Here is a 12,651-nt window from a genome sequence, read left to right as displayed (position 1 = left end):
ATGATATGATGAAAGCTTAGGCTCAAGTTTAGTATAGAGTTCTCAGTTCTGATCTGTTTGGTCAGTTTGTATCAAAGTGTAACTGCGACTTTACATATGGAACACCAGCCCCATATCAAGCGTTACCTTAACGAAACCCCGGTGGCAAACAGGGACTGTCTCATAATGTCTGGCCTGCATACTTCTTCTGATCATATGGAAACGAGCTCTGTTCTTGACAAGATGTCAGGCGAGGGAGATGTCGGACAGGATGACAAAAGCATTCTTCCCATCATTTCACTGCATGACGTGGAGCTGAGCCTCGGGCATGGTCGCTCAAGGGTTGATATCTTGCGCGGGATCGATCTTGAGATCACCAGAGGTGACAGCGTTGGTCTTGTGGGGCCCAGTGGTTCGGGTAAATCCACTCTTTTGATGGTGATGGCAGGACTTGAACAGGCTGATAAGGGGCAGGTTCTGGTTGAAAAGGCCGATATGTCCATCATGGGAGAGGATGAGCTGGCCCGTTTTCGTGGTCGTCATATTGGCATCATTTTCCAGAGTTTCCATCTGGTGCCAACCATGACGGCATTGGAGAATGTGGCCATTCCTTTGGAATTGGCTGGTCGAGATGATGCTTTCTCTCGAGCGGAAGAAGAACTGACTGCCGTAGGCCTTGGCCATCGTTTGCATCATTATCCGGCAGAAATGTCAGGTGGTGAGCAGCAGCGCGTTGCCATTGCCCGCGCCCTTGCTCCTCGTCCTTCCATTCTGATTGCCGACGAACCAACGGGCAATCTGGATACCGAGACTGGAAGGGAAATTGCCGATCTGATGTTTGATATTCAAAAGCGTCGCGGCATGACCTTGATGCTGGTGACCCATGATCCAAAATTGGCAGATCGTTGCGCCCATGTGGTGCGCCTGCGCAAGGGTCAGCTCGTCGAGCTGGACAAGGAGGCGTAAGATGGATCAGTCTGCGCTTTCTTCTCAAGGTGAATTGACTGCCGGTCCTGTGCCAAGCAATAGGGCAATCTCGACTGAACTTGCCAAGGATGGTTGGTTCTCTCAGCTCAAACTTGCTTTTCGCTTCGCTCGCCGTGAAATGCGCGGCGGGCTTGCGGGCTTTTATATCTTTCTTGCCTGTATCGCTCTTGGTGTTGCTGCCATTGGCGGCGTTGGGTCTGCGTCCAAAGCCCTGACCGGTGGTTTGGCCGAGCGTGGCCGAGCAATTCTAGGTGGTGATTTGGCGCTTACCTTGTCTCATCGTCCGATTGCGGAAGAGGAGAGATCCTTTCTGGCGCAATATGGTCAGGTTAGTGAGATTGCATCCCTTCGCGCCATGGCGCGCAAGGTGGATGGATCTGACCAGCTTCTTGTCGAGGTCAAGGCGGTCGATGATCTCTACCCGACCGTTGGTGATGTGAGAGTTGCCACCAAGCCCGATCAAGCCGCTGATGTAAAGGCCTTGTTTGCTGGTGCAGAAGGTTCTGATGGCGGTGTTTTGGTTGCACCATTGCTGCTGGATCGATTTGGTTTGTCCGTTGGTGATCAGATTACCATTGGCACCTCAACCCTGACAATTGCTGGCAATATCAGGTCCGAGCCTGATGCTTTGGCAACAGGCGTTGGCTTTGGGCCGCGGGTGTTGATGAATCTGGAGACTTTGGAGAAAACCGAGCTGGTTCAGCCCGGATCCATCGTACGCTATACGACGCGGCTGAAGCTTGATGGCGATAATTCGCAAGCCCGATTGCAGCAGATAGAAGCTGACTTGAAAGAAGCTTTTCCTGATGCGGGATGGCGGATCCAGTCTCGTGGCAATGCCGCAGAAGGTCTGTCACGCAATATCGAACGCTTTGCAGCTTTTCTGGTTTTGGTGGGTCTTGCTTCGCTGATTACCGGTGGGGTGGGGATTGCCAATGCGGTTCGAGCCTTTGTGGCATCCCGTCAAACAACCATCGCCAGCTATAAATGCCTTGGGGCGCCGGGGCGTTTGGTCGTGCTGATCTATCTGGTTCAGATCACGCTGATTGCCTTGATTGCTATTCTCATTGGTTTGTTCTTTGCGATGCTGGTGCCGTTTGGTTTGGCTCTGGCCTTGCCGGATAATCTGCCGATTGCCTCGCAATCTGTTTTCCCGTTCGAGCTTTTGAAAGCAGCGACTTTTGGTTTGCTGACCGCTTGGCTCTTTTCCATGTGGCCTTTGCTGCGAGCGCGTTCCATTCCGGCGACCGCCCTGTTCCGTGATCAGGTTGCTCCGCAAAGCTATAAGAGCAATTGGCAGGATTGGGCTTTGCTGGCCGTGATTGCTGGCCTTTTGATCGCGCTTGTTCTGGTGACCGCACAAGTCACGCAAGTGGCTGCTATTTTCTTGGCTGGTATGGCTGTTGTCTTTGTCAGCCTTCGCTTGATTGCCTGGATGATCATGTCAATTGCTCGTCGTGTGCCTCGTATCCGCCAGGTTATTCCGCGGCTTGCAATCAGCAATTTGCATCGCCCCGGTGCGCTGACGCCATCAGTTTCGCTCTCGTTGGGGCTTGGCCTTAGCCTGCTGGTGACGCTGGTCATGATCGACATGAATTTGCAGCAGCAATTGACCGGCAATTTGCAGGAAAAGGCTCCGAACTTCTTCTTTATCAATATTCAGAGCAATTCCATTGATGGCTTTGAAGATCATCTGACTAAACTTGCGCCTAGTGGTGAGGTTCAAAAGGTTCCCATGCTTCGTGGCCGCGTGGTCTCTTTGAAAGGCATTCCGGCCTCTGAATATGAGCCACCTGAAGGAGCAAGATGGGTGCTGCGCGGGGATCGCGGTGTTACCTATTCCGCAACTCCACCTGAAAATTCGACGCTTGTAGAAGGGGAATGGTGGGATGCTGATTATAAAGGCAAACCTCTGGTCTCGTTCGCTGAAGAAGAGGCGCGTGAACTTGGCCTTTCAATCGGCGATGAACTGGAAGTGAGCGTTCTTGGTCGCACGATCAAGGTTGAAATTGCCAACTTGCGCCGGATTGAATGGGAAAGCATGGGCATCAATTTCATCATGGTGTTCAGCCCAAATACCTTCGCGGGTGCCCCGCATGCATTCCTTGCGACCTTGACGCTGGATGGCAAGGGTGATGTTGCAGATCAGGAAGCCTCAATCCTGAAATCAACCAGCGCTGATTTCCCGACTGTGACGTCTGTTCGGGTCGGAGATGCACTGGATCGGGTCAATGATCTGGTGCGTCAGCTGGCCTGGGGGATGCGAGCCGCATCATCCTTGGCAGTGATTGCGTCCATTCTGGTCTTGGCCGGTGCTTTGGCAGCGGGTCAGCGGGAGCGCATTTATGATGCTGTGATTCTGAAAACCCTGGGTGCCAGCCGAGTACAGGTTCTTGCAGCCTATAGTCTGGAATATGCGCTTCTGGGTCTGGTGACCGCCGGTTTTGCGCTTCTGATTGGCAATGGTGCCGCTTATCTGGTGTTGGATAATGTAATGGAATTGCCGTTCACATCCCAGCCACTGGTCGCGTTTCTGACGGTGCTTATTGCGGTTATTGTGACCATTTCCCTTGGCTTGGCTGGAACATTAAAGAGCTTGTCCGCGAAACCTGCGCGTATATTGCGTGCTGGGTAGAGTGTGATTGGAAAACATGGATCATCGGTTGAATGAAAAGATATCAGAAATCCATGTTTTCTTAAGCATAGTCCGCCAAAAAGCAAAATATCGAACGAGATGACAGAAAAGACTTGAGCTTGACCCACTTCCTACCCATATAGTGGGACAAGTATGTTTTGGACCAGCTTTGCTGGTTAGTGTTTAATAAGACATCAAGACAAATAGATGTTTTGAGGTCTTGGTTGGTGGGTGCGAGGAAGCTTCGCCAACTTCGAGATTTTGGATTTGTGAGGAGAAACCATGTCACACGATTTCCGTCAGACCACTCAGATGGGTGGCCGTGCTGCAGAAATGGCGGCCATTGATCAGGGCCTTCGTGCGCATATGCTCAAGGTCTATAACTATATGGCGATTGCGCTTGGCGTAACCGGTGTTGTTGCTTTTGCCTTCTTCAAGCTGGCATTTGTCGATACCGGCGCTGGTCTTGCTTATACTCAGCTTGGCGCAACTCTGTTCGGTTCTCCATTGAAATGGGTGATCATGCTGGCTCCATTGGGCATGGTTTTCTTCCTGTCTGCCCGTATCAATGCAATGAGCGTGTCTACCGCACAGATGACCTTCTGGGGATTCGCAGCCATCATGGGTGTATCTCTGGCTTCGATCTTTGCCGTTTATACCGCACAGAGCATCACACAGGTCTTCTTCATCACTGCAGCTTCTTTCGCCGGTCTCAGCCTCTATGGTTACACCACCAAGCGTAGCCTGACCGGTATGGGCTCTTTCCTGATGATGGGTCTGATCGGCATCATCATCGCGTCCATCGTCAATATCTTCCTGGCGTCCAGCGCGCTTGGTTTTGCCATTTCCGTAATTGGTGTTCTGGTCTTTGCTGGTCTGACCGCATATGACACTCAGAAGATCAAGGAAATGTACCTGCTGAGCGACAGCACCGCAGTTGCCGGCAAGAAAGCCATCATGGGCGCTCTGAGCCTGTATATGGACTTCCTGAACCTGTTCCTGATGCTGCTGAGCTTGTTTGGCAACCGCGAATAGGGCTTGAGCCTTTTTCAAATGAAAACCCGGCATTTTCTGGATGCCGGGTTTTTTGTATCTGATATCTTTTTAGAACTATTATTTCTCGACCAGCTTGAGCAGCTTCTGGTTCAGCAGCTTGATGATGGGAGACAGGTCTTGTCCGCGCTTCAGGATCTGTCCTTGCTGAGAGACAAGAGCATAGGCTCCTTGCTTGCGGGCCAGTTTGGGATTTTTTTCGATACGATAGAGAGGCATTTCGCTGGTGCGGCGAAAGATGGAGAAAACTGCCTTCTCCTTGAGACTATCGATGGCATAGTCCCGCCATTCTCCTGCGGCCACCATGCGGCCGTAAATATTGAGAATGGTCATCAATTCCGTCCGATTAAAGGATATCTGCGTCGGGATAAAAGGTTTTCCGGGTAGAAAGTTTGTTACCTTGTCAGAGCCTTCTTTCCGCTGCTCTTGGTAGTGATCTGGGGGATTGTCTAGCAAGCGCCACCTCCTTTTCTCATCTTATGATCGCCGGAAATGGCTGATTTGGCAAGGAAGATCCGACTTGGTGTAACTCGCGCGTTAAAGTGAAGGGAAGTGTCCAATAAGGCGAGTGAATAGACCTTGGACATAAATTTACCTTGAAATGGCCTTATTTCGGCCCTTGGAAAGCCATGGCCTACGCCCAATATCTATCATGTTGCCTCGTGGTAATCGGTCATGATTTTCAATCATCATGCTTGAAAATCAATTGAATGGGTGTCTTGCCTCTGCCCCCCTTAAGAGCCCATTCAGACCGATCCTGTTTTTGCGTGTCAACATCCCAACAGCTCCTTAAGGGATGTCTTCGTGGCATCCCTTTTTTTTGTCCTGCTTTCTTTGGGAGAATGCCCCTTGAAAGCATGGGCACGGATTGCTAGATCAGCCCCAGAAAATATTTTGCAAACAAGGGCTGAGTGTTATGTCTGATCAAGCCGATATCAAAGGCGGTTCCGAGACCCATTCGTTTGAAGCGGAAGTCTCCCGTCTATTGCATCTGATGGTGCATGCCGTTTACTCCAACAAGGAAATTTTCCTTCGCGAACTGGTTTCCAACGCTGCCGATGCATGTGAGAAGCTGCGTCATGAATCTCTGACCAACTCCGATCTGGTCAAGGATGACCCGACTTTCCAGATCACCTTGAGCGCTGACGGTGCTGACGGCACCTTGAGCGTGCTTGATAATGGTATCGGCATGAGCAAGGCCGAGTTGATCGAAAATCTTGGCACCATTGCAAAGTCCGGCACCCGTGCATTTCTGGATCAGTTGGCCAAGGAAGAGGGCGATGGCTCTGCTCTGATCGGGCAGTTCGGTATCGGTTTCTATTCTGCTTTCATGGTGGCAGATCGTGTGGATGTGATCTCTCGTCGTGCTGGTGAAGCTGAGGCCTGGAAATGGTCTTCCAACGGCGAAGGGGCTTATGAGCTGAGCGTTGCCAGCGAAGAGGAAGCCCTGCCACGTGGCACCAAGATTGTGATGCATCTGAAAGATGATGAAAAGACCTTCGCCGATGCTGTGACCATTCGCCGGATCGTGCGTGATTACAGCTCTCACGTGCCTGTTCCCATTCGCATGCTGACCAAGAATGAAGAAGCGGATGCGATTGACGAAGAAAAGCTGACCGATGGTACTGCGCTTTGGACCAAGTCCAAGAGCGAGATCACGGAAGAGCAATATAAGGAATTCTATCAATATAGCTCCGGCCAGTTTGATGATCCGGCCGTGACCATCCATTACCGTGCTGAAGGTCGTACCGAATATAATGTTCTGGCCTTCATTCCTGATCACAAGCCGTTCGATCTGTTCGATCCATCCCGCAAGGGCCGCATGAAACTGTATGTGCGCCGCGTCTTCATCACCGATGATGCCGAATTGGTACCAGCTTATTTGCGCTTCGTGCGTGGTGTGGTCGATAGCGAAGATATCCCGCTCAACATCTCTCGTGAGATGTTGCAGGACAATCCGATCCTGACAGCCATCAAAAAAGGTGTGACCAACAAGGTTCTCTCCGAGCTGGAAAAGCTTTCCCGCAAGGATGAAGAGAAGTTCCTCTCCATCTGGGAAGCCTTCGGTACGGTGATCAAGGAAGGCCTTTATGAAGATCCGGAGCGCCGCGACCAGCTCTTCAAACTGGTGCGTTTCAACACCACCAAAGGTGAGAACCGCACTCTGGCGCAATATGTCGAGGATCTGAAAGAGAACCAGACATCCATCTATTATGCGCTTGGTGACAGCAAGGACGCCATTCTGGCCAGCCCACATCTGGAAGGCTATGAAGCACGTGAAGTCGAAGTTCTTCTGCTGGCTGATGCCGTGGATGCATTCTGGGTTCAGACCGCCCTTGGCTTTGATGGCAAGAGCTTCAAATCCATCTCACAGGGTGGTGCGGATCTTGATGCCATCGAGAAAGTTGCCCAGGACGTTGATGACAAGTCTGATGAAGAAAAGGCCAAGGACAAGACATCCGTAGCCGATCTGGTTTCCTTCGTGAAAGAGACTTTGATCGATGATGTCAGTGAAGTTCGCATTTCTTCTCGTCTCGCCACCAGCCCAGTTTGTATTGTTGCCCCGGAATATGGCCCGGATCGTCAGATGGAAAAACTGATGCGTGGTCAGCAGGGTGCGCAGGCGGGTTTGAAGCCGGTTCTGGAGATCAATCCCGATCACGCTTTGATCCTGGCTTTGGCATCGCAGCTATCAAGCGCTGCGGACAAGGCAGAGGTCACCGATGGTGCTCGTTTGCTTCTTGATCAGGCGCTTATTCTGGATGGGGAACAGCCTGCCAATCCAGCCGAATTTGCGGCTCGCTTGTCCAAAGTGATGATGTCAGCGATGGGCTAAGCCCGGTCGGCTCATCTACTTGAATGCCGATCTAGAATTGCCGCGAGGGTCAAACTCTCGCGGCTTTTGCTATTTTGGGCATGATTTTGCGCGTTTAGGCCCTTTGTGTCCCGCCTTTGGGGTGGAAATTTCACTCATTTTTCGCCATATAGAGCGGACTGGTGTGATGGCTGTCGCACCGGAGAGTTTTGTGTTGTCATGATTTAGGGTGACCCGCGCCGATGAGCGAGCAACTGCAATTTTTGAAAATGAATGGTCTGGGCAATGAATTTATCGTCATTGATGCCCGAAAGACCATGCCCCAATTGGGGCCAGATGCAGTGCGCGCGCTTTCCGATCATGCGAGCGGGCCTGGATGCGACCAGTTCATTACGCTGGAAGTACCTCAGTCAGGCGGGGATGTGTTCATGCGCATTCACAATGCCGATGGTGGTGAAGTCGAAGCTTGTGGCAATGCCACGCGTTGCGTTGGTCGATTGATCATGACCGAGCTTGGCGCTGACAAAGCGGTCATTGAGACCGTTGTCGGTAAGCTGATTTCCTATCGCGGTGATGCGCTTGAAATGGTCACGGTGGATATGGGTGTGCCGAAGTTTGGCTGGCAGGATATTCCGCTGGCTGAAGAGTTTGATGATACTCGCGCCATCGAGCTGCAGATCGGCCCGATTGATGATCCGATCCTGCATACGCCATCTGTCGTCAATATCGGCAATCCGCACGCCATTTTTTGGGTGCAGAATGATGTTGAAAGCTATGGTCTGGAAGTCAACGGACCCATGCTTGAAAATCATATGATCTTCCCTGAGCGGGCCAATATTTCGTTGGCGCAAGTTCACAATGATGGCGAACTGACCCTGAAAGTCTGGGAGCGTGGGGTTGGTTTGACGCAAGCTTGTGGCACGGCAGCCTGTGCGGCGGCGGTGGCAGCGCATCGCAACCGTCTGACTGAGCGCAAGGTACTGGTGCATTTGCCGGGAGGCGATATCGTGATCGAATGGCGTGAGGCCGACGATCACATTCTGATGTCCGGGGGGACTGAACTGGAATATGCCGGAGAGATCGATCTATCTGATCTGTCTTGGCAAAAAATGTCCCTGATACAGCAGAAGTCTGATCAGGGCACGGAGCAATCGTCCCTATGAGCATCAAGGTTTTAACCTTTGGATGTCGGCTGAACAGCTATGAATCCGAGGTGATGAAAAAGCAGGCTCAGGAAGCCGGGCTTGAGAATGCCATTTTGGTCAATACCTGCGCGGTGACCAATGAGGCAGTGCGTCAGGCCCGCCAGCAGATCCGCCGTGCCAAGCGTGATAATCCCGATGCCCAGATCATTGTGACCGGCTGTGCGGCGCAGACTGAAAGCATGTCCTTTGCCGAGATGGGCGAAGTGGATCTGGTTCTTGGCAATGACGACAAGCTGAAAGCCGAGAGCTACAAAAGCGTTCCAAGCTTTGGCGTTCCCATTGAGGAAAAGGTCAAGGTCAACGATATCATGAGCGTGCGCGAAACCGCGCTGCATTTGATTGAAGGGCTGGAAGGCCGCGCCCGTGCCTTCGTGCAGGTTCAAAATGGCTGCGATCATCGCTGCACCTTCTGCATCATTCCTTATGGCCGCGGTAATAGCCGCTCTGTTGCCATGGGTCCGATCATCGATCAGATCCGTGCTCTGGTAGAGAATGGCTATAACGAAGTGGTGCTGACCGGGGTAGATATCACCTCGTATGGCGCCGATCTGCCGGGCGCACCAAAGTTTGGCACATTGGTCAGATCTGTGCTGAAACATGTGCCGGATCTGAAGCGTCTTCGTATTTCTTCCATCGACTCCATTGAAGCAGATCCGGATCTGATGGAGTGCATCGCCAATGAAGAACGCTTGATGCCGCATTTGCATCTGTCCTTGCAGGCCGGTGATAACATGGTGCTGAAGCGCATGAAGCGCCGTCATCAGCGCGACGACACCATTGCCTTCTGTCAGGAAGTGCGCAGGCTTCGTCCGGATATGGTCTTTGGCGCGGACATCATTGCCGGTTTTCCGACCGAGACCGAAGAGATGTTCCTAAAGAGCCTTGATATCGTCGAGGAATGCGATCTGACCCATTTGCATGTCTTTCCTTATTCTGCCCGTCCTGGCACACCAGCGGCTAAAATGCCGCAAGTGAAGGGACCGGTGATCAAGGATCGTGCTGCGCGTTTGCGCAAGGTTGGTGAAGTGGCGCTCAATCGTCATTTGCAAAGTCAGATCGGCCGGGAATGCGATATTCTGGTTGAACGAAATGGCCTTGGACGAACCGAGCAATTCACGCTCGTCGAGATTGCAAATGGTGAACCGGGCGATATTGTGAGAGCGAAGATTGTGGGCGCAACCCATCGTCATCTGATGGCTGAGCAGATTTCCTGATCAGTTTGCTATTGTGTCTTGAGGAGTGCATTGAATGAGCAAGAAGCCTGGCCTGTTTTCCCGTTTGTTTGGCTCTGGCAAAGATGCGGCTGAAAGCGCTCCTGATGCCGTTGAAGAAAAAGAAGTTGCTGAGGAAGAGGTTGTTGCGCCTGAAGAAGGCGAGGCAACACCTGAGATAGTTGAAGAGGTTGCCCAAGAAGAGGCCTCAATTGAGGCTGAGGAACAGGCTGAGCCTTCAGAACCAGAGCCTATCGAAGATGACATCACTTCTGAGGAAGAGCCATCCATTGATGAGGTTGAGACCTCAGAGGAGCCAATTGAAGCTTCCGAGGTGGTGGAAGAGAGTGTTGAGGACGATGCTCCTGAAGTTGTGGAAGCTGTCGTCGAAGATGAGCCTGTTGTTGAAGAGCCAAAGCCAGCTGAGCCTGAAAAAAAACTAAGCTGGTTTGAGCGCCTCAAACGCGGTCTGGCCCGATCCTCTGGTGCTCTAGGCGAAAGCATTTCGTCCATCTTCACCAAGCGCAAGCTGGATGATGACACCCTTCAAGATCTGGAAGATATCCTCATTCAGGCTGATTTGGGCGTCGAGACGGCCATGACCATCACCGAGCGTTTGGCTGACGGGCGCTATAATAAGGAAGTGTCCGGCGAGGAAGTTCAGAAAATTCTGGCTGATGAGGTCAATGCGGTTCTGGAACCAGTGGCCAAACCTTTGGAAATCTCCAGCCGAGACGATGGCAGTCCGCATGTTATCCTGATGATTGGCGTCAATGGTGCCGGCAAAACCACCACGATTGGCAAACTGGCTCAGAAATTCAATGCTGAAGGCAAATCCGTAATGCTGGCCGCGGGGGATACTTTCCGAGCTGCCGCCATTGACCAGCTGAAAGTTTGGGGGCAACGCACCAATTCTCCGGTGGTTGCCCGTGAGGTTGGCTCGGATGCGGCAGGTCTGGCCTTTGATGCGATGACCGAGGCGAAAGAGCAGGGCCGTGATATCCTGATGATCGATACGGCTGGTCGTTTGCAGAACCGCACCGAATTGATGGCCGAGCTGGAAAAGATCGTTCGCGTGATCAAGAAGCATGACGAAAGCGCGCCGCATAGTGTGCTTTTGGTGCTGGATGCAACAACCGGTCAGAATGCGCTCAATCAGGTGGAGATCTTCTCCAAGATTGCCGGCGTAACAGGTCTTGTCATGACCAAGCTGGATGGCACGGCGCGTGGTGGTATCCTTGTGGCCATCTCAGCCAAGCATAAAATGCCGGTTCACTTCATCGGCGTTGGTGAGGGTGTTGAAGATCTGGAGCCGTTCAAGTCAGAAGACTTTGCGCGTGCAATCGCAGGCCTTGCAGAATAAGTAATCGGGCTTCGTGCCTTTGGAGTAGACAATGAGCAATTCAAACATCCCGACGGGTCAATCACCAGAGAAGGCTGATGAGCCGCAACTGGAAGAGGGCCAGCTGCTGAAAATGGCACTGGAACTGGGGCCTTTGGTTGTTTTCTTCTTCGCCAATGCCAAAGGGGACGCGCTGGCCAATTGGTTTCCATTCCTGTCGGGTATGCAGTCCATCTTCATTGCGACGGCTGCATTCATGGTTGCGACCATCATTTCTCTGACGCTCTCGCGGATCAAGTTCGGCAAACTGCCTGTGATGCCGTTGATTTCCGGTTTCGTGGTTTTTGTTTTTGGTGGCCTGACGCTCTATTTGCAGGATGATACTTTCATCAAGATGAAGCCGACCATCGTGAATACCCTGTTCGGGACTATTCTGCTGGTCGGGCTGTTGTTTGGCAAAAGCTTGCTTGGCTATGTATTTGATAGCGTTTTCCAGCTTAACGCCACGGGTTGGCGGATCCTGACCTTCCGTTGGGGCGTTTTCTTCTTCTTCCTTGCTGTGGTCAATGAAGTGGTTTGGCGGAACTTCTCAACTGACATGTGGGTCAATTTCAAGGTTTTTGGCGTGATGCCGATCACCATGGTGTTCGGTGCCATGCAGATGCCTTTGCTGAACAAATATGGACCCAATGCTGGGGAGTAATCCTTGGATTATAGCTTCCATGAAAAAGGCCGCGTCCCATATCTGGGCACGGCCTTTTTCTTTAGGAAGATTGAAGAGCTTTATCAGCCTTTTTCTGCGAGGATCTTTTCCAGAATAGGCATGAAGCTGTCGCGCAGATTGGTCGGGGTCAGTGGCCCGATATGCTTGTACCGGATGACACCCTTGCGATCGACAATGAAGGTTTCCGGTGCGCCATAGACGCCCCAGTCAATGCCGGTACGGCCGCTCAGGTCCAGACCCACGGCATCAAAGGCATTGCCGTGATTGTTCAGGAACCGCGCTGCATTCTGTGGCTCATCCTTGTAGGCAATGCCAACCAGACGGTAGCGATTGTCCTTGTTCATCTCCAGCAGCATTGGATGTTCGTCACGACAAGCCGGGCACCAGGAGCCCCAGATATTGACCAAAGTGACCTGACCCATCAGATCGGATGTCTTGAAGCCGGGCATTGGTGCGCCATTGGCCTCAAAGCCCTCCAAAGCAGGCAGGTCAAAGTCAGGAGCGGGCTTGTTGATCAGGACAGATGGGATTTGTGATGGATCACCGCCTTTTGCCATTTGCAGCAGGAACAAGGTTGCGAGGCCAAGGAAAATCACGAGAGGCAGAATGATCAGCAGGTTGATCCCGCCTTTCTTCTTGCCGTCGGTCGTGTCTGTAGTAGCTGGCTCTGTGCTCATCTGGGTGCTCATTTTTCGTGCGG

At 52.1% G+C, this 12,651-nt stretch carries 10 protein-coding genes; 8 read left to right on the top strand and 2 right to left on the bottom strand.

Annotated elements, in window-relative coordinates; translation table 11 throughout:
- Window positions 1–222: 222 nt before the first annotated feature.
- From CRO57_RS14435 to CRO57_RS14425, 3 genes are all read left to right on the top strand, one after another.
- A complete protein-coding gene (locus CRO57_RS14435) occupies window positions 223–945 on the top strand; it encodes an ABC transporter ATP-binding protein (RefSeq protein WP_097154470.1) in 723 nt (240 codons plus the stop codon).
- Window positions 946–1,084: 139 nt separating this feature from the next.
- Complete coding sequence (locus tag CRO57_RS14430; RefSeq protein ID WP_244580120.1) at window positions 1,085–3,601, top strand: ABC transporter permease; 2,517 nt, start codon at window positions 1,085–1,087, stop codon at window positions 3,599–3,601.
- 282 nt (window positions 3,602–3,883) lie between these two features.
- The gene (locus CRO57_RS14425; protein WP_210200880.1) at window positions 3,884–4,636 is read left to right on the top strand and encodes a Bax inhibitor-1/YccA family protein; all 753 of its coding nucleotides are present in this window, start codon (window positions 3,884–3,886) and stop codon (window positions 4,634–4,636) included.
- Window positions 4,637–4,714: 78 nt separating this feature from the next.
- Here CRO57_RS14425 and CRO57_RS14420 read toward each other — a convergent pair whose 3' ends face one another.
- Window positions 4,715–5,023 (bottom strand): DUF2794 domain-containing protein, encoded by a 309-nt coding sequence (locus tag CRO57_RS14420; RefSeq protein ID WP_244580119.1) that lies wholly within the window; start codon window positions 5,021–5,023, stop codon window positions 4,715–4,717.
- A gap of 547 nt (window positions 5,024–5,570) precedes the next feature.
- Between CRO57_RS14420 and htpG the strand changes: the two genes are divergently transcribed.
- The 5 genes from htpG (at window position 5,571) to CRO57_RS14395 (ending at window position 11,930) form a co-directional block, all read left to right on the top strand.
- Window positions 5,571–7,490, top strand: a complete 1,920-nt coding sequence (htpG, locus tag CRO57_RS14415; protein ID WP_097154188.1) for a molecular chaperone HtpG — start codon at window positions 5,571–5,573, stop codon at window positions 7,488–7,490.
- A 221-nt stretch (window positions 7,491–7,711) separates the two neighbouring features.
- On the top strand, window positions 7,712–8,632 hold the full coding sequence (gene dapF / locus CRO57_RS14410; protein ID WP_097154187.1) for a diaminopimelate epimerase: 921 nt from the start codon (window positions 7,712–7,714) through the stop codon (window positions 8,630–8,632).
- Window positions 8,629–9,888, top strand: coding sequence for a tRNA (N(6)-L-threonylcarbamoyladenosine(37)-C(2))-methylthiotransferase MtaB (mtaB, locus tag CRO57_RS14405; protein ID WP_097154186.1), 1,260 nt, complete (start codon window positions 8,629–8,631; stop codon window positions 9,886–9,888). The genes dapF and mtaB overlap by 4 nt, the downstream gene beginning before the upstream one ends.
- A 34-nt stretch (window positions 9,889–9,922) precedes the next feature.
- Window positions 9,923–11,248, top strand: a complete 1,326-nt coding sequence (ftsY, locus tag CRO57_RS14400) for a signal recognition particle-docking protein FtsY (RefSeq protein WP_097154185.1) — start codon at window positions 9,923–9,925, stop codon at window positions 11,246–11,248.
- A 31-nt stretch (window positions 11,249–11,279) separates the two neighbouring features.
- Complete coding sequence (locus tag CRO57_RS14395) at window positions 11,280–11,930, top strand: septation protein A (RefSeq protein WP_097154184.1); 651 nt, start codon at window positions 11,280–11,282, stop codon at window positions 11,928–11,930.
- Window positions 11,931–12,013: 83 nt separating this feature from the next.
- On the opposite strand, the gene CRO57_RS14390 is transcribed toward CRO57_RS14395, so the two are convergent.
- A complete protein-coding gene (locus CRO57_RS14390) occupies window positions 12,014–12,628 on the bottom strand; it encodes a DsbE family thiol:disulfide interchange protein (RefSeq protein ID WP_210200879.1) in 615 nt (204 codons plus the stop codon).
- Window positions 12,629–12,651 lie beyond the last annotated feature (23 nt).

It is taken from the genome of Cohaesibacter gelatinilyticus (assembly GCF_900215605.1).
Taxonomy (GTDB): domain Bacteria; phylum Pseudomonadota; class Alphaproteobacteria; order Rhizobiales; family Cohaesibacteraceae; genus Cohaesibacter; species Cohaesibacter gelatinilyticus.
The sequence above is the reverse complement of the archived record's forward strand: the minus strand, read 5'-3'. Positions and strand labels throughout refer to the sequence as shown.

Bases quoted from the DNA above. Each gene is read 5' to 3' on its own strand.
- CRO57_RS14435 (WP_097154470.1), top strand. From the start codon at position 223: ATGTCAGGCGAGGGAGATGTCGGACAGGATGACAAAAGCATTCTTCCC.
- CRO57_RS14430 (WP_244580120.1), top strand. From the start codon at position 1,085: ATGCGCGGCGGGCTTGCGGGCTTTTATATCTTTCTTGCCTGTATCGCT.
- CRO57_RS14425 (WP_210200880.1), top strand. From the start codon at position 3,884: ATGTCACACGATTTCCGTCAGACCACTCAGATGGGTGGCCGTGCTGCA.
- htpG (WP_097154188.1), top strand. From the start codon at position 5,571: ATGTCTGATCAAGCCGATATCAAAGGCGGTTCCGAGACCCATTCGTTT.
- dapF (WP_097154187.1), top strand. From the start codon at position 7,712: ATGAGCGAGCAACTGCAATTTTTGAAAATGAATGGTCTGGGCAATGAA.
- mtaB (WP_097154186.1), top strand. From the start codon at position 8,629: ATGAGCATCAAGGTTTTAACCTTTGGATGTCGGCTGAACAGCTATGAA.
- ftsY (WP_097154185.1), top strand. From the start codon at position 9,923: ATGAGCAAGAAGCCTGGCCTGTTTTCCCGTTTGTTTGGCTCTGGCAAA.
- CRO57_RS14395 (WP_097154184.1), top strand. From the start codon at position 11,280: ATGAGCAATTCAAACATCCCGACGGGTCAATCACCAGAGAAGGCTGAT.
- CRO57_RS14390 (WP_210200879.1), bottom strand. From the start codon at position 12,628: ATGAGCACAGAGCCAGCTACTACAGACACGACCGACGGCAAGAAGAAA.